Source organism: Haloarcula sp. JP-Z28, from assembly GCF_011440255.1.
GTDB classification, from domain to species: domain Archaea; phylum Halobacteriota; class Halobacteria; order Halobacteriales; family Haloarculaceae; genus Haloarcula; species Haloarcula marismortui.
Genome location: NZ_JAAOHT010000004.1, coordinates 46,303 through 65,256 on the forward strand (window position 1 = coordinate 46,303; position 18,954 = coordinate 65,256).

General features: G+C 63.2%; 19 protein-coding genes. 7 read left to right on the top strand and 12 right to left on the bottom strand.

Translation table 11 applies throughout. The features are described from left to right. Positions 1–184: 184 nt before the first annotated feature. Positions 185–319, bottom strand: a complete 135-nt coding sequence (locus G9463_RS24255) for a hypothetical protein (protein WP_023843340.1) — start codon at positions 317–319, stop codon at positions 185–187. Between the two features lie 265 nt (positions 320–584). Here G9463_RS24255 and G9463_RS03540 point away from each other — a divergent pair, with 265 nt between their 5' ends. Further along, positions 585–770, top strand: coding sequence for a hypothetical protein (locus G9463_RS03540; RefSeq protein ID WP_007190784.1), 186 nt, complete (start codon positions 585–587; stop codon positions 768–770). On the opposite strand, the gene G9463_RS03545 is transcribed toward G9463_RS03540, so the two are convergent. Further along, positions 767–1,861, bottom strand: coding sequence for a rod shape-determining protein (locus G9463_RS03545; RefSeq protein WP_004957146.1), 1,095 nt, complete (start codon positions 1,859–1,861; stop codon positions 767–769). The genes G9463_RS03540 and G9463_RS03545 overlap by 4 nt on opposite strands. Before the next feature lie 140 nt (positions 1,862–2,001). After that, on the bottom strand, positions 2,002–2,487 hold the full coding sequence (locus tag G9463_RS03550) for a FlaD/FlaE family flagellar protein (protein ID WP_004957147.1): 486 nt from the start codon (positions 2,485–2,487) through the stop codon (positions 2,002–2,004). A gap of 170 nt (positions 2,488–2,657) precedes the next feature. Between G9463_RS03550 and G9463_RS03555 the strand changes: the two genes are divergently transcribed. Further along, entirely contained in the window at positions 2,658–3,563 is a 906-nt protein-coding gene (locus G9463_RS03555; protein WP_165895970.1) for a ParA family protein, read from the top strand. Then, on the top strand, positions 3,560–4,546 hold the full coding sequence (locus G9463_RS03560) for a chemotaxis protein CheW (RefSeq protein WP_004957150.1): 987 nt from the start codon (positions 3,560–3,562) through the stop codon (positions 4,544–4,546). Before G9463_RS03555 ends, G9463_RS03560 begins: the two co-directional genes overlap by 4 nt. Positions 4,547–4,575: 29 nt before the next feature. On the opposite strand, the gene G9463_RS03565 is transcribed toward G9463_RS03560, so the two are convergent. Then, positions 4,576–5,718 carry an NAD(P)/FAD-dependent oxidoreductase gene (locus G9463_RS03565; RefSeq protein WP_165895971.1) on the bottom strand — a complete coding sequence of 381 codons (1,143 nt, stop codon included), beginning with the start codon at positions 5,716–5,718 and terminating at the stop codon, positions 4,576–4,578. 108 nt (positions 5,719–5,826) lie between these two features. Between G9463_RS03565 and G9463_RS03570 the strand changes: the two genes are divergently transcribed. After that, entirely contained in the window at positions 5,827–7,047 is a 1,221-nt protein-coding gene (locus G9463_RS03570) for a PAS domain-containing protein (RefSeq protein WP_165895972.1), read from the top strand. Position 7,048: 1 nt separating this feature from the next. Here G9463_RS03570 and mvaD read toward each other — a convergent pair whose 3' ends face one another. The 3 genes from mvaD to msrA form a co-directional block, all read right to left on the bottom strand. Continuing rightward, a complete protein-coding gene (mvaD, locus tag G9463_RS03575; protein WP_127014817.1) occupies positions 7,049–8,023 on the bottom strand; it encodes a phosphomevalonate decarboxylase MvaD in 975 nt (324 codons plus the stop codon). Positions 8,024–8,125: 102 nt separating this feature from the next. Beyond that, positions 8,126–8,662, bottom strand: coding sequence for a cob(I)yrinic acid a,c-diamide adenosyltransferase (locus tag G9463_RS03580; protein ID WP_165895973.1), 537 nt, complete (start codon positions 8,660–8,662; stop codon positions 8,126–8,128). A 126-nt stretch (positions 8,663–8,788) separates the two neighbouring features. Continuing rightward, complete coding sequence (gene msrA / locus G9463_RS03585; RefSeq protein WP_004957165.1) at positions 8,789–9,457, bottom strand: peptide-methionine (S)-S-oxide reductase MsrA; 669 nt, start codon at positions 9,455–9,457, stop codon at positions 8,789–8,791. Between the two features lie 91 nt (positions 9,458–9,548). Between msrA and G9463_RS03590 the strand changes: the two genes are divergently transcribed. From G9463_RS03590 to G9463_RS03600, 3 genes are all read left to right on the top strand, one after another. Then, entirely contained in the window at positions 9,549–9,719 is a 171-nt protein-coding gene (locus tag G9463_RS03590) for a hypothetical protein (RefSeq protein ID WP_004518162.1), read from the top strand. 68 nt (positions 9,720–9,787) lie between these two features. Beyond that, entirely contained in the window at positions 9,788–9,991 is a 204-nt protein-coding gene (locus tag G9463_RS03595) for a hypothetical protein (RefSeq protein WP_165895974.1), read from the top strand. Between the two features lie 38 nt (positions 9,992–10,029). Next, positions 10,030–10,398 carry a response regulator gene (locus tag G9463_RS03600; protein ID WP_004957169.1) on the top strand — a complete coding sequence of 123 codons (369 nt, stop codon included), beginning with the start codon at positions 10,030–10,032 and terminating at the stop codon, positions 10,396–10,398. On the opposite strand, the gene G9463_RS03605 is transcribed toward G9463_RS03600, so the two are convergent. The 5 genes from G9463_RS03605 to gcvT all read right to left on the bottom strand — a co-directional run bounded on the left by G9463_RS03605 (position 10,395) and on the right by gcvT (position 18,863). Further along, positions 10,395–14,282, bottom strand: coding sequence for a PAS domain S-box protein (locus G9463_RS03605; RefSeq protein WP_165895975.1), 3,888 nt, complete (start codon positions 14,280–14,282; stop codon positions 10,395–10,397). The genes G9463_RS03600 and G9463_RS03605 overlap by 4 nt on opposite strands. Positions 14,283–14,358: 76 nt before the next feature. Next, a complete protein-coding gene (gene gcvPB, locus G9463_RS03610) occupies positions 14,359–15,780 on the bottom strand; it encodes an aminomethyl-transferring glycine dehydrogenase subunit GcvPB (protein ID WP_165896018.1) in 1,422 nt (473 codons plus the stop codon). 160 nt (positions 15,781–15,940) lie between these two features. Then, entirely contained in the window at positions 15,941–17,284 is a 1,344-nt protein-coding gene (gene gcvPA, locus G9463_RS03615) for an aminomethyl-transferring glycine dehydrogenase subunit GcvPA (RefSeq protein WP_165895976.1), read from the bottom strand. Between the two features lie 107 nt (positions 17,285–17,391). Next, positions 17,392–17,775 carry a glycine cleavage system protein GcvH gene (gene gcvH / locus G9463_RS03620; protein WP_127014822.1) on the bottom strand — a complete coding sequence of 128 codons (384 nt, stop codon included), beginning with the start codon at positions 17,773–17,775 and terminating at the stop codon, positions 17,392–17,394. Continuing rightward, on the bottom strand, positions 17,772–18,863 hold the full coding sequence (gcvT, locus tag G9463_RS03625; protein ID WP_165895977.1) for a glycine cleavage system aminomethyltransferase GcvT: 1,092 nt from the start codon (positions 18,861–18,863) through the stop codon (positions 17,772–17,774). The genes gcvH and gcvT overlap by 4 nt, the downstream gene beginning before the upstream one ends. Between the last annotated feature and the right edge of the window lie 91 nt (positions 18,864–18,954).

Below are 18,954 nucleotides of genomic sequence, written 5' to 3' on the forward strand. Positions count from 1 at the left end.
ATATGCACACTCTTGTGGGCACCATCGTTGATGTGGGCAGCAAAGCGCTCGGCGACACATCGCCGGCCGACGCAGGAGCGCCAGCATGGGCCGCTGTCGAAGTCAGGAACGGTTCGGAAAAGAGAGTCAATAGCCAGAGCAGTGGCTGACAGTGGACTATCGATCAAAAAGCGGACGGGACCGGTCAGTGAACGCGGGCGTTGCGGGCCTCGGCTTTCCAGTCGATGACGGTTTCGTGACAACTGGGACAGACGAACTCGGTGAGTTTTGTCGTCTGGTCGTTGTATGACATCCGCGTGCCACAGTTGGTGCAATCCATTATAATTGTATATATTCTACTGAAGGATATAAATTTTCTCCTGACCATAGTCGGTCTGGGCGGGAGACAGGCTGTAACAGCCGCTTAGTGGCAGTACATCACATGAGGGGTGGTAAACAGCCACAATTAATAACGAGAGTTGACGGTTCTCCGAAGCGGCTAGCGAGAACAGGGATGGGGAAAGACACAGTCGCTGGGCCCGTTCCGCGTCCGTCAGCCGGTTGTCTGACTTGGCTTTAGGTGTCAGGCTCCTGTAGCCGAGTGTATGCCACGTACCCAACTCGGTGGGGGGTCGTCGCAGGAGCGACAGGGTGGTGGTCTCTCGACCGGCGCGACCAGCCTCGGAATCGACACTGACGTATTCGAACTGCTCTCGGCCGATCGTGGTCACAAGATGGAACAGTCCGAGCCCAGAATCGAGCGGTGGCTGGACTGCTGGCGGAATCCCTAGTTGGTCTCGACGAGACGCGCCGCGATCCGCTGTGCGCCGATGGTCGGCGCGATGTCCGGTTCGTCGGCAGCGATGACATCAATGTCGCGGTTCAGCTCCGCACTGAGTCGTTCTTCGAACTCGTCGACGATGCCGGGGATGCAGGCCATACCGCCGGTGATGGCGATCGGGCGGTCCAGCGCGAGCTGGTACACTTTCATGTAGTCGTTTGCCAGCTCCGGCAGGAACGTGTTCGCCAGTTCGTCGACGGCGTCGTCGAGGTACTCGTTGACCGCGTCCATCACAGAGCGCTCGATAGTGAACTCGTGTGAGCCGCCGCCGGGCTGCTGGATGATATCGGTGAACGGTTCGAAATCGACGAAGTCGGCGTGTTCTTCCTTGTATTCTCGGGCAGTCTGGTTGTCGATGTTGACACGGCCCTGCGTTTCTTCCTCAACGTAGTTGGCGATCATCCGGTCGACTTCGTTCCCGGTCACCGCGCCCGTCGTGAAGGGGGAGAGCTGCTCGCCGCGACGGTACGCGGAGGCTTCGAGGTTCGTCGACCCCATGTTGACAGCGACGAAGATCTCGTCGATAGCTTCAAGATCGTCGCCAAAGGCCGGGATGGAGCCACACAGCGACTCCGGATAGCTCTCGACGAGGTCCAGCCCGATAGAGGAGTTCTCGATGACGTTCTGCAGGTTCTCCAGTCCGGTCGGATTGTCGATAGTCGGGATGGCGTACACGACGCCGCTGTTTGCCGGGATGTCGTGCTCCTCGATGATGGCCTCGAAGAACGTCTTGGTCATCTCGGCCCGGTCAGCGTCCTCGGGGAGCCCCGACCGAAGCATGTACTCGACGCGGTCCGGATACTCGCGGGCCGCTTCTTCGCCGTAGAGGATCTTCTCCTCGCCGGTCAGGGCGTCCTCGTACGTCGCCATGCACGTCAGTGTCTTGATAATCTGGTTCTCCGTGCCGTGTTCGCCCGGCAGGGCAATGACGGTCCGGGTGCTCCCGAGCTTGACCCCGACCGGAACAGCGGCAGCGCCGTCTGACGACACACCGGCGTCCGATTCGGACCCGGTGTCGTCGTCCGCATCCTCGTCACTCATATACGGTCGTCCTTGTCGACCGCCCGATATATATCCTCTCCCTAGTATTCAGGACTGATAGCTGTCCCCTCGGGGAGCTGATACTGAATCCCGCTCAATAACAGGAATTCGGTGGAAAGAATTGGTCCTGAAAACGGACGTTACGTCATCGCAGTGAGCTTCGCAATATAGACGAGACTTAGCATATGGTCGTCAACGCTCAGTTCGTTGTCGTCGTTGGTCGCGGACTCGTCGATACCAAGCAGGTAATCCGAGAGGTCGTCCTGTACGTCCTCGGTTAGCCAGTCGATCGAGCGATAGTAATCGAGCGCTTCGTCGGCTCCCTTATACCCGGAGTGCATCAGGAGGAACTCAAGCCACTCGAAGACCACGAACTCTGCGGCGTAGGTCTCGGGCAGTGCTTCGAGATAGGGCTTCTCCTGTGCGTCACCACTGAGGAACGGCAGCAGTTCACGGTACAGCCCGGAGCGGAACGAACTTCCTGCAAGCACCTCTTCATCGGCGTCGTCAAGCCCCATGTCAAGGTCCGTCGGGTCCGGGACGTCCTCGTCGCCCATCCCGTTGCCCCGCTGACGAGCCATCTTCCGTAACTCGTCGAGGTCGTAATCGCGCGGGTTGATGGTCATGATACTGACTCTTCAATCTACACAATCATAAATCTTGCACACCGTCAGACGGCCGTCATGCACACGCTCGCGGGTGTTTCCGTCTCGTCCGCGTTCCGTCCCCCAGTTGCGACGTTGATAATCGGGACCACATTTTTATAGTGGCTCGGAGTCGACCTGTGGATACTTGGATGATGAACCGGCAATCAGGAACCGGTCCAGCCCGCTTCTGTGTGACCAACGCGAAAGGCGGGACCGGAAAGACGACAGTTGCTATCAACGTAGCCGGTGCACTGAACGACCGCGGCCGGGACGTCCTCTTTATCGACCTCGACCCGCAGGGCAACGCCACGGAAGGCGTCGGCCTCGTCGAGGCGTACGACGCCGACCCGCCGACGCTGTTCGACGCACTGACCGGCGACCCATCGGCGCTGGGTGAGCTAATCTGCGAGGGCGAGGAGATGGACGTGATCCCCTCCAGCATCGATATGCTCCAGACCGAACACGAACTGACCATCGCCGACCTCATCGCCCGGGTCAACACCCAGGGCGGGGATATCGACCAGGCCGCGCTGGCTTCGTTCGCTATCAACATCACGCCGGAGATGGTCACAGGGTCACACGCGCTCGACACGCTCGACCGGGCGCTGTCGACACTCGATGCCGACTACGACTACGTTATCATCGACTGCCCGCCGTTCTACGGGAAGCTGACCGACACCGGTATGTACGCCGCACAGAACGTCCTCATTCCCGCACTGACTGAGGCCACCTCCGAGCGAGCCATCGAACTGCTGATGGACCAGATGGCCGCAATGGAGCGCCAGACCGACGCGTCGATCAACACGCTCGGCGTCGTCGCCAACCGGGTCGAAACGACATCAGAAGACGAGACGATGCTCGAATGGTTCAACATGGCGTTCCCGGACAGCCCCGTCTGGGAGGTCCGCAAACGGGTAGCGCTGCAGCGCGCGTTCAGCGCCGGCCAGTCTATCTTCGCGACCGAGGAATCGTGCGACATGGCGGCTGTCTTTGAGGACATCGCCGAAGAACTCGACGAGCAGTTCGGCTTTACCGACACAGAGGTACCAGCATGAGTGACGACGAACGCATGGACAGAGCGGAGCGCATCCGACAGATGCGCGAGGGGAACAAGGCAGAAACTACCGACGACACCGCGGAGTCAGACGAGGCCTCCGCGGACGGGTCCGGCAAACAGCCCGACGATGAGGGCGAAACCGAGGCGACGGCGGGCGAGGCCGCCGACGCGGAGCCGGCGACCGCCGCCAGCGATGACGCGTCTAACGAAGCGGCTGCGGCCGATGGACAGGTTGCCAATGACGGCGACACCGACACTGACTCCGACAGCGCCGCCACTGACCAGAGCGACACCGACGCGATGGCCGCCGCACAGCGAGCGGCAGAGGCCTCCGCACAGATGACCCCTGAGAACGTCGACGCCGGTGTTGCCGACCAGCCAACGGATGACCTGTCGGCGTCGGCCAGCCCGATGCAGGGGCCGACTGGCGTCGAGTTGCCGGACCAGGAACTCATTGAGGAGGCGATGGCGTCGGACAACACCGCCACAACCGAGGGTGGCGCTCGCGCCGCGGCTATCGACGACGACGCGACCCAGACAGAAGAACTGGTCCGGGTACTCGAATTCGCGCTTGGCGACGAGTACTACTGTCTCGACATCGACTACGTTGAGGAGATTGTCAAACGCGAGTCGGTCACCCGCGTTCCCAACACCGACGACTACGTCGAGGGCGTCGTTGACCTCCGGGGGCAGATTACGACGATCCTCAACCCCAAGGAGATGATGGATATCGAAAGCGACGGGTCGGAGAACCTCATCGTCGTCTTTGATGCAGGTGTGTTCGAGGAACAGGGCGCGATGGGCTGGATCGTCGACGAGGTCCGGCAGGTCGTGCCTGTCGCTGAATCCGAAGTGAACACCGCCCCAGTCGACGGCGATTACATCAACGGTGTCGTCGACCGCGACGGCGAAGACGAATTCGTCATCTGGATCGAACCCGACGACGTGCTCGGGAACGCAACCGCGGACGGCGAGGACTGACGCGCCGGTCGACAGTTGTCGCAGTATTTCTACTCGTTCTCTACCTCGCCGGTAAGATCCAATTCCTCGCTGACGAGGTCGACGGCATTCTGGACGGCACCCACCGTTCCAAGATAGCCCGCGCCGACAGTTGTCTTGAGCGCCAGCGCGGCCCGCCCGGTGAGAACAGAGGGACCGACCTTCGCCACGGCGTCGTCGCCGACCGAGACGAGCCACCCTGGCACGTTGAACTGGTACTGTGTCAGTCGGGGCTGGAACTCGCCGGAGCTACCCTGTAACCGCTCGACGAGTGTTCCGATGTTGTCGGCGGCGACGCGGGCCTCCCGGATGGCCGCCGCTGCGCTTGCTGGCACAGCCTCGCCGTCGCTGTCGACGACCCGAGCGGCGTCGCCGACGGCGAACGTCGACTCGCCGAGTCGGAGGTCCGCCCGGACGACGGGTCGGTCGGCGTCAAGCGCCGGCGACCCCTCGATACCGCCGGTCCAGACGAACTGGTCCATCGTCAGGTCCGAGCCGTCCGTGAGCGTAATGACATCGGCATCGGCCTCGGCCACACCGGTGCCGGTCCTGACTGTCACGCCGGCGTCGACCAGCGCGTCGTGGACGGCCGACTGGAACGACGCCGGGAACGCCGGCGCGACGGCGTCTTCCTGTTCGAGCAGGAGGACCTCGATATCGCTGTCCTCGCGCATCTCGGCCAGTTCGCCGGCCACCTGCACGCCGGACAGGCCAGCACCGCCGACAACCACACGGTCGCCGTCACTGAGTCCGTGGAACCGCTCGCGGATATCGTGGGCGTCGGCAAGGCGCTTCAGCGGCGTCGCGTGCTCGCGCACACCCGGGAGCCCATAGAATGCCGTCCGAGCGCCGAGACACACCGCGCCCACGTCGTAGGACAGCGTCTCCGACCCGTCCAGCGTCGCCACGCCGGCATCCGGGTCGACATCGGTGACCGTCGCCTGTCGAATCTCACAGTCGAGGACGTCATCGAGGTCGACGGTAATTTCCTCGGCCAGTGACGGCCGTCTGACGACCCGGTGGAGTTCGTGCTGGACGAGGTGCTCCGTCTGTTCGTCGACGACGACCAGTGAGACGCTGTCGGGGAGAGTCTGTTCGAGCTTTCTGGCGAGCGTGAGTCCGGCATATCCGGCTCCAAGGACGGCGACGCGCATACTGCCCGGTTGGAACTAGACGCTCATAGACCTATCTCCGCAGAGAGTCGAATCGGCGACCATCGCTCCATTTATATTCATGTACCCCCCCGATTAGGCTAGCCTAAAATGGACGACGGCGCTGAGTTACTTGTTGGTGAGCTGTTTCAATCGCTAGCTGAAGAAGGGCGCACAGAAACGCGCGAAGCGCTGTTGGACGTGTATCAGAACAGCGCCGTCCGTGAGCGAGAGGCGCTGTCTCGGACGCTGCTGTCTGAGCTACTGGCGCTGCTGGACGCTCGGCTCGACCGCGAGACGGAGGTCGAAATACTGGCGAATTCGGTCGGGTCGCTAACGGAGCGCTTCTCAGCCATGGTCCAGTCAATACCTGCCGCAGTGGTGGTGCTGGACGCTGAAAGGTCGATTCAGTTCTGGAACGACGGTGCCGAGCGGCTGTTTGGCTGGGACGAGAGTCAGGTAGTCGGCCGCCCGTATGCCGACACGCTGGCCGAATCACCGGAGACGCTCGATAGGCTGCTGGCGTCACTTGTCGACGGTGAATCGCTCACCGGCGTCGAATCCTGTCACCGGCACGCCAACGGGTCATCGCTCGACGTGCGGCTGTGGGGTGCGCCACTCACCGGCGAGAGCACGGACGGTGCATCGCTGTTCGTCCACGACATCTCGGAGCAAAAACAACGCGAGCAGCGACTCACGGTCCTCAACCGCCTGTTTCGGCATAACATCCGCAACGACGTGACCGTCATCCGCGGGCATCTGGAGCTACTCAGCGACGAACGGGAGAGCGAGCATATCGACATTATTGCGGACCGTATCGAGGATATCCGTGGTTTGAGTGAGGCTGCCCACCAGATTGAGAAACTACAAAACAGCGACGAGACAGAACAGACAACCTTCGACCCGCGTGTATTGCTCTGTGACCGGGCCGGCCGCCTGCAAGCCGAGCACACGACCATCGAACTCCAACAAGACATGCAGGTCGAGGGCCACGTCGTCGGTCACGAACTCCTGCCGTACGCGCTTGATAACGTCCTCGACAACGCAGTGGAACACAATGATGCCGACACGCCTCAGGTCGACGTGGTAGTCGAACCGGCGGTCGAAGGTGACCGCGTCGTGCTCCGAGTAGCTGACAACGGGCCGGGGCTCCCTGAGACGGAGCAGGCGGTTCTCACAACTGGAACGGAGACACCGCTCACGCACAGCACGGGTACGGGGCTGTGGCTCACGCAGTGGATCGTCCGCGAGTCGGATGGGTCGATCTCGGTGTCGGAGAGCCGGTTCGGAGGAACCGAAGTCGAGATCCGCCTCCGGCGGCCAGTCGACTAGTTCAGAACAGCGCCTTGTCCTCGTCGAGAATCTGTGCGGGGCCGCCAACATCCCAGACGCGGGTGTCGACGCCGCAGTCGGCGACCGTCTCTTCGACGCGGCCGACGTACTCCTCAGTCGTATTGATGTAGACGCTCGCGCCGGTGTCGACGGAGAAGTACACCGGCACGTCCTCGGTGTTCCGGAGTTCTCTGACCGCGTTGAATATCTCGATGGTGCGGGGCTGCCAGTACACCCAGCCGGCGGGGCCGGTCATTGTTGCGGCGGCCAGCGACAGCGAGTCTTTCTCGGCGAGGTCGAAGACGGCGTCGAAATCGCCGTCGTACAGCGCGTCGCGCATGTCCGAAATCTGGCTGTGAATGTGGGCCATCCGGGATTCGAACATGTGGCTCTCGGCGGCCTCCTTGTGGGCTTCCTCGGTTTCCTTGTAGGATGGGACCATCCCGGCGACAATTCGCAGGTCGTCTTCGAGGTCCGTCTCGATGCGCTCGCTCCGGCAGTCCCTGTCGTTCATGCCGGTCCGGAGGTGAGAGAACGCACCCGTCACTGCGCGGGCGGCCGAGGAGGAGCCGCGGCGTGCGACGGTCGAGATTTCCGGTCGCGTCATGTCGAGACCGGCCGCCTCGACAAGGGCCATCGCCGCGGCGGCAAAGCCGGATGAGGACGAGCCAAAGCCGATGTTCGTCGGGAAGTTGTTCGCCGACTCGAAGCGGACGCCGTGGTCGATGCCGGCGAGGTCGCGGACGTGGTCCACGACGGCGTCGATACGCTCGGCCCCGCGGCCGGTGACCGTTTCGCCGTCGATGACGTACACGTCCTCCTCGCGGTTCGGGTCGAAGGCGGCCGTCGTCTTCGAGTGGCTCGGCGCGGTACAGACGGAGATGCTGTCGTGGTACGGCAGTCGCAGTTCCTCGTCGCGCATCCCGTGGTACTTGACCAGCCCCTGAATCGGATGTGCCTTCGCGGTCGCTTTCATACCTCACCCTTCCGGGCCGGTCACTTTGCTATTGCGAACCGCCGGCGCTGGCGTGGCGTCGAGTCACCGATACCTACCTGGCGGACAAAAGTGGTGTAGTCGTCAGTACTCGGGGTTCTCCTCGCGGATGCCTTCACGCTTGTTGACGAGGCGGGCAAGCGTAAACAGGGCGTCAGAGAGCCGGTTCAGGTAGATGATAGCCGTCTCATTGACGCCAGCCTCCTCGGCGGCGAAGGAGACACAGCGGCGCTCTGCGCGGCGACAGACCGCGCGGGCGTGGTGGAGCTTCGCCCCGGGTTCGGACCCGGATGGGAGGATGAACGATTCGAGCGGGTCCATCTCTGAGTCGGCCTCGTCGATGAGTTCTTCCAGCGTCTCGACGTGGGACTCCTGTATCCGCGGGTCGCCCTCCTCTGGGCTGGGGTTGGCGAAGTCGGCCTGCACGATGTGGAGATGGTTCTGGACGACGCGGAGCTTCTCGTCGATGTCGTCGTGACCGGTCGGTCTGACGACGCCGACCAGCGCGTTCACTTCGTCGACGGTGCCGTACGCCTCGATGCGGCGGCTGTCCTTCGAGACCCGCTCCATGTTCCGGAGGTCTGTCTGGCCCTGATCGCCGCGGCCGGTATAGATAGTCATAACTAAATCTGGCACTGCCAGCGTCTTATAGCCGTGGGCGAATCCTTTGGGAGCGTGGGCGGCCGAGTCCCGTGGCAAGCATAGGCGACCGAGCCTCGTGGCGACTGTGGACCGCCGGCACCGCGTTCAGAGTCGGCGGCGGACCTCCGAGAGCGCAGCCGGTGAAATATCCAGTTCGGCAAACAGCGCCTCGCGTTCGTCGTCCTCGCCGTGGCCGGCGACGAAACCGTTGAGCCGGGCGGCGACCGTCGAATCGACGAACGCGTCGCCGTAGGTGTCTTCGAGTTCGTCGGCGACTACTGGCGTCGAGCGGAGTTCGTACTTCTGATGGTAGTCTTCCGCCAGATAGAACTGGTCGAGTGTTTCGATGGCCGTCTCAACGGCCTTCCCTGTCCGCGATTCGAGGTCGTCTCGTGTCCGCTTGGCGGCCTCGCACTGCTGGTCGTCGTGTGCCAACACCACGCCGCGGTACTGGCGCTTCAGGGGTGCAGAGAACGGTGCATGATTCGCCCAGAACACGTCCAGCAGCGCTTCGTAGCTCACCGTGTCAGGGTTGTACTCGACCTGCACAACCTCGGTGTGGTCGCCCAGCGAATAGTAGCTCGGGTCCGGTTCCGTTCCGCCAGCGTAGCCGACCCGGGTCCTGACCACACCTGGTGTCGCGCCGAACCGCGCGTCCGGGCCCCAGAAACAGCCCATGCCGAACGTCGCCGTTGCAGTCGCCGACGGCGGCGGTGCCTCCGCATCGGCAGCCAGTGCTGTTGGATGGGTCGGCTCGTACGCACTCGGAGTCATACTGAAAGACAGGGGTTCGAGTGGTTTGCCTGCTTCGCCGTCCCGAGTGGAACCGGGAAATTCAACTGTACCCCCGCGGAAACTACTCGATATGAGCCTCGAACTCGAACACTACTGCCCTGAATGCGAAGAGTACCGCGATTTCTGGAAGGTCGCGAGCACGACGATGCATCTGGGAACCAAAGTCAAGTGGCACTGCCCGGAGTGTGACTACGGGTTCGTTCGTATCAACGGCGAAGTCGACACCGGGCAGGCGGCATAGCTCTCCGGAGCGGTATAGAGACCTCTTAGCAGCCGTTTTACACTCTCCCCGAGAGATATCTACTACCGATGAATCTCGACCCGGATGGTGCAGGGAGCGCGACCACCGAACAGGCGCAGGCCCCGCACGAGCTGTCGATGACCGTGGTTGAGTACACCGGTGAACCGGACCGCTGTACCGTGTCACCACGGGGGCTTTCCGGCATTGCCAAGCTATCGACGTGGGTTACCGTGGACAAGCGAGTCGTGGTCGACCTAGATGCGATGCGGTGACCGAGAGTTTTTATCGGGGAACCACAGACATAGAACCGATGAGTATCGAGGTCCTACTGGTAGACGAGGACGTAGACGTTCTAGAAATCGTCGGGACGTTTCTGGGACAGGAAGACGGATTCGAAATAACGACGGAGGCCGACCCAGAGGCGGCACTGGACCTGGCCACTGACGGCGATTTCGACGCAGTCGTCAGTGACTACAAGATGCCCCGGCTCGACGGGATGGAGCTGTGTGCCGCGCTTCGGGAGAACGGCGTTGACATCCCGTTCCTGCTGTTTACGGCCCGTGAGCACGACGATGTCGCAGATGCCGCCACAGAGCACGGCGTCACTGCCGTGGTCCAGAAAGGGACGGGCACGGAGCAGTACAGCGTGCTCGCCGACCGGATCCGCGACACTATCTAGACGTCTATCCGGGGCAGTTTCAGCGTGACGACTGCCCCGCCGTCCGAACCGCTACCGAAGTCCACCGTGCCGCCGTAGGTTTCGGCCACCCAGACGACCAGCCACAGGCCGAGTCCGGTTCCGTGGCGCAGTTGCGTTATTGGTTCGTCGCCCGTCACAACATCGAGTTCGTGCTGTGGAATCCCCGGCCCGTCGTCAGCGACCGTGATAGAGACGGTTTGTCGGTCCACCTGGACGTCGACGCGGACCGAAGGGTCATCGCCGCCGTGTTCGAGGCTGTTTTCGACGAGTTCGCCCAGAATTCGATGTAGCCGCCCGTCACCCGCCGTAACCGGCGTCTCCGGGAGGTGTGTTTCAATTTTGCCGGCGTGCTTATCACGATACGATGACACGATATCCGTAATAGTCGCTGACACGTCGACCGGGCCCGTGCCAAACTGGTCGCGGCGCACGGACCGCTCCATGTCGCGTGCGCGCTCGCTCAGCGACGCCATCTCTTCGGCCTTTCGCTGGAGCCTGTGGAGAATGGAGCGATGATTCTCGTCGTCAATTCGCTCGTCCAGCGCGTCAGCCATGCCAAGGACGACGGTCAGGTCGTTTCTGAGATTGTGCCGCAGGACCCGGTTGAGCAGTTTCAGCCGGCGCTCACGCTCGCGCTGTTCGGTTATGTCCGTGTAGATACCGAACCCGCGGACGCTGTCGCCGTCCCGGCTGTATGGCACGCCCCGGAAGAGGAAGTCACGGAACCCTGTCTCGGTCATCAGTCGGAGTTCAGTCTGGAAAGGGTCGCCGTCTGCCTGTCCATCGTCAAACTGGGGTAGTTCGTCGTTCGTAGTGTCCGGCAGCCGGAGGAGGTCGGATAGGGGACTGTCGACGGCCGTGTCCTGACCGTACCCGAACACGTCGGAAAACGCGGGGTTGACTGATCTGACGACCGACTCATCCGCAACTGTCTCCGTCTCGATGACGGCGTCTGGAAGCGTGTTAAACAGGTACGAGAACCGGTCGCGTTCGTCTTCCAGCTCTGCCCGCGCCTGCTTGAGTTCAGTCAGGTCCCGGACGACGCCGACGGTACCACGAAACTGGTCCGCGTCGATCAGCGACACCTCGATCTCTGCCGGGCGCTGCTCTCCGTGTGCCGTTTCCAGCGCCGTTTCGAGCTGGACCGCCCCGGTTCCGCCCTGCTGACAGAGGTCACCGATGCGACATGTAAACTCATCAATCGCGTCCTGATCGAGAACAATGCGCGGGTGCTGGCCCAGAAGCGTCGCCCGCTCGTAGCCGAGCCATTCCGCGAGCGGTTCGGTGACCAGCTGGAACCGGCCTTCGTCGTCGAGGACGTACATCATATCACGGACATTTTCGACCACTGATTCGTACCGCAACAGGCTCCGCTCGCGCTCGACGCGGTCGAACGCGGCGGCTGCATTGGACGCGAGAATCTTCCCGACGGAGACATCCGATTCGGTGAACTCGTGTCCCTGTTGCGCACCGACACTCACGACACCGTGGTCACCCATCGGGAGGTACATCGTCGCCGACAGAACGTCGGAGTCGTAGTTGTCGACCCGGTCGAACTCGTCGATGACCAGCGGGTCGCCGCGCTCGAACGCTTCTCCGGGAAACCCCTCGTCGGCGTTGTATACCGGCCGGTCCGGGACTTTGTCGCTGGCAGCGGCTGGCCGGAGCGTGTCCGTCTCCTCGTCGTACAGCCGCACGAGCGAGTGGTCGAACCCGAGGTCCGACCGGGTCGCCTCGATGACCGTTTCGGCGACTTCCTGGGGCGTCTGTGCCTGCATGAGCGACCGGGTCGTGTCCAGTAGTCCGGACAACGCCTCGTCACGCCGTTTCTGCTCCGTGATATCCCGAATAACGCCTGCGGTCCCGGCGAATCGCTCGTCGTCGTCGTACAGTAGCGTCATGTGGTCTTGCGCAGGGAACGACCCTCCCGACGCCTGCTGGATCGCCAGTTCGAACGTCTCCTCGTCGTCGCGGTCCTCGAATATCATCTCCTGAACGATGGATTCGGCGCGCTCGACGACGCCGTCGTTCTTGATGAAGCCGGTGTACGAGCCAAGCAGCTCTTCCTCGGAGTAGCCCGTCAGGTCGGTCATCGCCCGATTGACGAACTGGAAGTACCCTTCGGAGTCGAGGGCGTACACGCCGTCGTCGACCGCCTCGATGATGTTCTCGTACCGTTCGAGTTCGTCCTCACGGTGGCGGCGTTCGAGTTCGTGGTTGACCCACTCAACGAGCAGTTTCATGAACGCCTCCTCGCTATCGGAGAACGACTCCGACCGGGCCTGTTCGTCCCCGAAACAGAGCGTTCCGTATGGCTCGCCGGCGACCGTGATGAGGCCACCGGCGTAGCACGCGACGCCGCTTTGCTGGTACACGTCCGCCGCGTGTCCCCCCTCGGTGGTGGCATCGGCAATCGCATAGAGGTCACCGGAGTCGAGCACTCGCTGGCAGTAGGTATCCGCAAGCGGCGTCTCTGTCCCGGATTCGAGAGGGGTGTTCCCAGTGACCGTCTGGATTTCGTGGACTCCGTCCTCGATACGGCTCAGGTAGCCAAACGCCATGTCGAGTCGGTCCAGCCCGATTTCGATGACTCGACCGACGGTCTCGGCCTCGCTGAGTCCGTTTCCGGTAGCAAGCTGTGTCAGCTCCTGTAGCGAGTCGTTGTTGGCACGCAGCGTCCGTTCGCGCTCCTTGCGTGCTGTGATATCCGTGGCGATGGCGACGAGACGCGGAGCCTGTGCGTCGCGTTCCTCGATGACTCCGCGCGTCCGGAGCCACCGCGTCTCCCCGTCGACGTCGGTACGGAACTCGGCGTCGACTCGTTCATCGCTTTCAGACACCCGCTCGAACGCCGCTTCGAGCGACTGGCGGTCGTCGGGGTGGATATACTCGTAGAACGCCGAGGCGGTGCCTTCGAAGGCCGTCGGTGTCATCCCGAAGAGTTCCGCGGTCGCCTCGTCCCAGACCATCTCGTCAGTTTCTAGATTCCACTCGTAGACGCCGGTGTCCGTTCCGTCCAGCGCCAGGTCGAGTCGCCGGTTCGTCTCTTCGAGGGCCCGTTCGCGCTCCTTTCGGTCGGAGATGTCCCTGAGAACGCCCGTACAGAACCACTGCCCGTTTCGCTCGAAATCGCCGAACGACACCGCGACGGTCAGCTGGTCTCCGGCAGCGGTCACGAGCGGCAGTTCGAGGTAGTCCCAGTCGACGTTCCGGTCGCCAGTCCGAAGGTATCGATCCAATCCCTCGAAGTGAGCGCTTCGCAGATGTTCGGGAATGACTTTCGCGAAGTCGTCGCCAACTAGTTCCTTGCGGTCGTAGCCCGTCAGTTCGACAGCCTCGTCGTTTGCGTATACGACCTCGCTGTCGGCGTCGATGGTGACGACGGCGTCGGAGATACTGCCGGCGATGGCATCAAAAGAGTCTGCAAGTTCCGGCGGGAGCCGCGTCGGCCGGTCATCGGGAGCAGCCGGTGGGTCGCTCTCGTCGTCCCGGCCTGTCGGTTCGCGTCCCTGCGTCACGATGTCGTACACTCGATCCGTCAGCGACACTTCGCTGCGAGGGACGTACTCGGTTACATCGAGCCGTGTCGCGCGAGCGGCGACCGTCCCGTCCGGTTCGGCCGTGCAGAGAACGACCGGGAGCGCGTCGTACTCCTCACGTATCGCCGCTAACACATCTAGCCCGGTTTCTGACCCTGACAGGTGCTGTTCACAGACGACGGCATCGTAGCCGTGCTCGGCCAGTTCCGACAGCGCGTCCCTCACGGTGGCGACTGCCGTGACTGAGACCGGTGCGTCAGGTATGGCTGTGTCCGCGTCTTCGCCGGCAGGGCATACGTACAACAAATTCGGCATATCGGACATAGCGTTCCGTTGTAACTGCTATACGACGGGGTGGCATATACGCTCTGGCGAGAGTATCAAATGTCGAAACGAGCGGCTACGTGTCGTCAAGCGCCTGCCAGGAGAGCTGTGGGTTCCGGGCCGCGGTCACCTGATCGATGCGTTTCGCCGCCGGACGCGACGGCGCATCGGCCAGTTCGGCGTCCGAATCACCAGCCACGGCGTTGAACGCGGCCGCGAGCTGGTCCAGCGAGCGCTTGGTTTCTCCTTCCGTGGGCTCGGTCATCAACGCCTCGTCGACGATTTCGGGCCACTTCGTCGTCGGCGGATGGACGCCGTAATCGAGCATCCGCTTGGCCGCGTCAGCAGCGTCCTGCTCGCCCGCGCTGGCGACGAACTCGTGATGGAACGGGCCAAATGGCACCTCGTACTCTATCTGCTCAGCGAGGTAGTTCGCGTTCAGCACGGCCTTCGCGCTGGCGTCTCGGAGGCCTTCGTCGCCCAATCTGGCGATGTACGCAAAGGTCTTGAGCAATACCGGCCAGTTGCCATAGAAGCCATGCACCTTCCCGATCGAGTTCGCCGGCTCGTAGTGTTCGTAGTTGCCACCACGTTCCCTGACGTGTGGGTTCGGGAGGAACTGGGCCAGTTCCTCGCGGACGCCGACCGGGCCGGCACCGGGGCCACCGCCGCCGTGGGGTGTCGCGAACGTCTTGTGGACGTTGTAGTGCATCACGTCGAAGCCCATGTCGCCGGGGCGAGCGCGCCCAAGCAAGGCGTTGAGGTTCGCGCCGTCGTAGTACAGCAGGCCGCCGGCGTCGTGGACGATGTCGGCGACGTGCTCGATATCGCGCTCGAACAGCCCAAGCGTGTTGGGGTTCGTGAGCATCAGCGCGGCAGTGTCGTCGCCGACGGCCGCCTCCAGCGCCTCGATGTCGACGCGGCCGTCGTCACCGCTCGGTAGCTCCACGACCTCGTAGCCAGCCATCGCCGCCGTCGCGAAGTTCGTGCCGTGCGCCGAGTCCGGGATAACGACCTCCGAGCGCTCGTCGTCGTTGTGTTCGTGGTAGGCCTTCGCGATCTGGATGCCGGTGAACTCACCGGCCGCGCCGGCCGGCGGCTGCAGCGTTACGGCGTCCATGCCGCCGATGCGGCCCAGATAGTCCTGGAGCCGGTGACACAGCGCCAGCGTCCCCTGTACCGTCGAATCGGGTCGGCCAGGGTGGATGGCGGCGTCCGCCCGTGCAGCCACGTCCTCGGTGAAGGAGGGGTTGTACTTCATCGTACACGAGCCGAGCGGGAACGGCCCGCTCTCGACGCCGTAGTTCATCTGCGAGAGGCGCGTATAGTGCCGGGCCAGGTCAGGCTCGGCCGGGTCCGGTAGTGAGAGGCTGTCCCGCGTCAGATCATCTGGCAGCGGCGAATCCTCGATGTCAACTGTCTTGCTCGTCTTCTCCGAGAGCAGCGGCTCGTACAGGTCGTCGCTGTCGTCGGTCCAGCGCGCTTGATCGTATTTCACGCGAGACACCCCCGTGTCGAGCGTGAAGCTCGTGGGACGTGGTTTGTCCCCCGGTGTTTCGCCGAGTAGCGCGAGGCGAAGAGACACCCCCGTGTCGAGCGTGAAGCTCGCGGGACGTGGTTTGTCCCACGGTGTTTCGCCGAGTAGCGCGAGGCGAGTGTCATTTCGCCACCTCCCGGAACGCCGCCACGAACTCGTCTGTGGCATCAGTAGTGGTCTCGGTCACACACACCTGCACCAGGTGGTCGTCGACCGCGTGGACCGCGAAGCCATCGGCTGCGAGGTCGGCAACGATGGCGCTTGCGGGCTGGTCCGTGTGTGCGAGGAACTCCCGGAAGTGGTGGCGGCCGTGAATCGGGGCCGTCACCCCGACAATATCGTCGAGGCGGTCGGCCAAGTCACGAGCGCGGGTGACGCAGTCTTCAGCAAGATCGACCAGCCCGTCCGGACCGAGCCACGCGGCGTGCATCGCGGTCCGGAGCGCAACCCACGCCTGATTCGTACAGATGTTCGAAGTGGCCCGTTCCTTGCGGATGTGCTGCTCCCGCGTCTGGAGTGTCAGCGTGTACGCGCGACGGTCGGCTGCGTCTTCGCTGGCCCCGACCAGCCGACCGGGGACCTGCCGCAGATACTCCTCGCGGGTGACGAACATCCCCAGCCCGAAGCCGTAGGCGGTACCAGTCCCCAGCGACGCGGCGTCGCCGACGACCACGTCGGCTCCGACATCGGCTGGGCGCTCCAGCAGGGACAGCGCGATCGGATCCGAGCCGAGACAGAACAGCGCGTCATGGTCGTGGGCAAGGTCACCGATTGCGCCGAGCCGTTCTTCGATGACGCCCCGGACCGTTGGCGACTCGGCGTACACCATCGCGGTGTCGTCGCCTATCTGGTCGGACAGCGCCGGCACGTCGGCGACGCCGTCGGTCATCGGGTAGGACTCGACCGTGAGGTCTGGTCCCTCGGCATAGTTCGACAGGACGGCGCGTTTGCCCTCCCGGAGGTGTTCAGGAACCAGAATCCGGTCGCCGGACACCGAGCGGACGCGCTGGGAGAGCGTCGCCGCCTCGCCCAGCGCCGTCGCGTCGTCGTACATCGAGCAGTTGGCAACGTCCAGTCCTGTGAGTTCCACCAGCATCGACTGGAACTCAAAGAGGGCCTGCAGGAATCCCTGTGCGACCTCGGGCTGGTACTGCGTGTAGGAGGTCAGGAACTCCGACCGGCTTGCGAGGTCGTCAACAACGCTCGGGACGTAATGGTCATAGTGGCCGCGGCCGAGAAACTCAGTCAGGTCGGCGTTGCAGCTCAGAAGGCCAGCGACTTCCCGGCGCGTCGCCCGCTCGCTCCGGGCGTCGATGCCGAACTCGCCGTCGAAGGCCACGGACTCGGGAACGTCGAACAGCGACTCGAGGTCGTCGGCTCCGACGACATCGAGCATCGCCGCGGTTTCTGCGGCCGTCTGCGGTGCGTACGGACTGCCTGTCGCATGTGAGTTACTGTTACTCATTTGAGAACCACCCAGTAGCGCCGGGGTGACATGATATCGACAGCTAGCGACCGTGTCCACATTAGGTTACTCCTTTCACCCCCTGCAAGGGACCGCTGCTACCGGGGTTACTCGATCTGATCGCGGTACGCGTCGGGTGAAAGCAGGTCGTCGGTTTCGCTCTTGTCGTCAACCTCGACAGTGAGCATCCAGCCGTCGCCGAACGGGTCCTCGTTCAGCAGTTCCGGCTCGTCGCGGAGTCGGTCGTTGACTGCTGTGACGGTGCCGGAGACGGGGGCGTACACGTCGGACACAGCCTTGATAGACTCCACCACGCCGAAGTCCTCGCCCGCAGTCAGGTCCGTGCCTTCATCGGGCAGTTCGACGAACACCACGTCGCCGAGTTCGTCCTGTGCGAACGCCGTGATGCCGACCTCGGCAGTGTCACCGGCGACGCGTACCCATTCGTGTGACTCCAGATATCGCAGGTCGTCGGGAACGTCGAAGCTCATCTATCGAGGAATGGCGTGCTCCTGGTACGTGCTTTCTTCGGTTCACCGCGGACGACGACGCGGACGGAGTTGTCCGGTTCAGCGTACGCCGACGGGACGTAGGCGAGGGCAATCGGTGCTCCCAGTGTCGGACTCATCGTTCCGCTGGTGATGTGGCCGATCGGCTCCCCGTCCGGCGTTGTCACGTCGTACCCGTGGCGCGGGACGCCGCGGTCGACAAGCTCGATGCCGATGAGCTTCTCTTCGGGACCGTTCGCGGCGACGCCCTCCAGTGCGTCCCGACCGACGAACTCCGTATCGAGCTTAACTGTCCAGCCGATACCGGCCTCGTAGGGCGTTCTGGGCTCGTCAACCGGATGGAACTCCTGGCCGGAGAGCAGAAAGCCCATTTCCAAGCGGAGGGTGTCGCGCGCGCCGAGCCCACAGGGTTGACACTCCAGTGCGTCCCAGACCACCTCGGCGTCGTCGGGCGGACAGAGGATTTCAAAGCCCGGTTCGCCAGTGTAGCCCGTCCGGGCGATTAGCGAGTCCACGCCGGCGACAGCCCCGGCAGCCACCTCGAACCGAGACAGGGCAGTGAGCGAGACATCTGTCTCGGCCGACAGCAGGTCCGGCGCGTCAGGCCCTTGGACGGCAATCATCGCGTACTCCTCTGTCCGGTTCGTTACCGTCGCGTCAAGCCCACGCTCATCTCGCTCAGAGAGCCACCGCTCGGTCATCTCTCCGTCGTGCCCGGCGTTCGGGATAAACAGGAACTCATCGGCCGCGCCTTCCGGCAGTCGGTAGACAACGGTGTCGTCCAGCATAATCCCGTCCTCATCTGTGATGGCCCCGTACTGGGCCTCGCCCGGGTCCAGCACGGTCACGTCGTTGGTGGTCAGCCGCTGTGTCAGCGTCGCCGCGTCCGGCCCGGCCACGGTTATCTGTCCCATGTGCGAAACGTCGAACTTCCCGGCTTCGCTCCGAACTGCCTCGTGTTCTATGCGGATCGACTCGAACTCGACCGGCATCTCCCACCCGCCGAAATCGGTGAACGAAGCGTCTGCTCGCTCGTGAATCGCAGAGAGCGGTGGTGCCCGCAGTGTCATACGCGGACCTCTCGTCCCCCGTGGTCTTACCGTTTGGCCCTCCACCGCTTGCTGGCCTCTCATAAACCATATACGACGATATCAAATCGCT

What these genes read in the sequence shown, in the direction of transcription:
- G9463_RS24255 (WP_023843340.1), bottom strand. Translation starts at nt 319, where the DNA reads ATGGATTGCACCAACTGTGGCACGCGGATGTCATACAACGACCAGACG.
- G9463_RS03540 (WP_007190784.1), top strand. Translation starts at nt 585, where the DNA reads ATGCCACGTACCCAACTCGGTGGGGGGTCGTCGCAGGAGCGACAGGGT.
- G9463_RS03545 (WP_004957146.1), bottom strand. Translation starts at nt 1,861, where the DNA reads ATGAGTGACGAGGATGCGGACGACGACACCGGGTCCGAATCGGACGCC.
- G9463_RS03550 (WP_004957147.1), bottom strand. Translation starts at nt 2,487, where the DNA reads ATGACCATCAACCCGCGCGATTACGACCTCGACGAGTTACGGAAGATG.
- G9463_RS03555 (WP_165895970.1), top strand. Translation starts at nt 2,658, where the DNA reads ATGATGAACCGGCAATCAGGAACCGGTCCAGCCCGCTTCTGTGTGACC.
- G9463_RS03560 (WP_004957150.1), top strand. Translation starts at nt 3,560, where the DNA reads ATGAGTGACGACGAACGCATGGACAGAGCGGAGCGCATCCGACAGATG.
- G9463_RS03565 (WP_165895971.1), bottom strand. Translation starts at nt 5,718, where the DNA reads ATGCGCGTCGCCGTCCTTGGAGCCGGATATGCCGGACTCACGCTCGCC.
- G9463_RS03570 (WP_165895972.1), top strand. Translation starts at nt 5,827, where the DNA reads ATGGACGACGGCGCTGAGTTACTTGTTGGTGAGCTGTTTCAATCGCTA.
- mvaD (WP_127014817.1), bottom strand. Translation starts at nt 8,023, where the DNA reads ATGAAAGCGACCGCGAAGGCACATCCGATTCAGGGGCTGGTCAAGTAC.
- G9463_RS03580 (WP_165895973.1), bottom strand. Translation starts at nt 8,662, where the DNA reads ATGACTATCTATACCGGCCGCGGCGATCAGGGCCAGACAGACCTCCGG.
- msrA (WP_004957165.1), bottom strand. Translation starts at nt 9,457, where the DNA reads ATGACTCCGAGTGCGTACGAGCCGACCCATCCAACAGCACTGGCTGCC.
- G9463_RS03590 (WP_004518162.1), top strand. Translation starts at nt 9,549, where the DNA reads ATGAGCCTCGAACTCGAACACTACTGCCCTGAATGCGAAGAGTACCGC.
- G9463_RS03595 (WP_165895974.1), top strand. Translation starts at nt 9,788, where the DNA reads ATGAATCTCGACCCGGATGGTGCAGGGAGCGCGACCACCGAACAGGCG.
- G9463_RS03600 (WP_004957169.1), top strand. Translation starts at nt 10,030, where the DNA reads ATGAGTATCGAGGTCCTACTGGTAGACGAGGACGTAGACGTTCTAGAA.
- G9463_RS03605 (WP_165895975.1), bottom strand. Translation starts at nt 14,282, where the DNA reads ATGTCCGATATGCCGAATTTGTTGTACGTATGCCCTGCCGGCGAAGAC.
- gcvPA (WP_165895976.1), bottom strand. Translation starts at nt 17,284, where the DNA reads ATGAGTAACAGTAACTCACATGCGACAGGCAGTCCGTACGCACCGCAG.
- gcvH (WP_127014822.1), bottom strand. Translation starts at nt 17,775, where the DNA reads ATGAGCTTCGACGTTCCCGACGACCTGCGATATCTGGAGTCACACGAA.
- gcvT (WP_165895977.1), bottom strand. Translation starts at nt 18,863, where the DNA reads ATGACACTGCGGGCACCACCGCTCTCTGCGATTCACGAGCGAGCAGAC.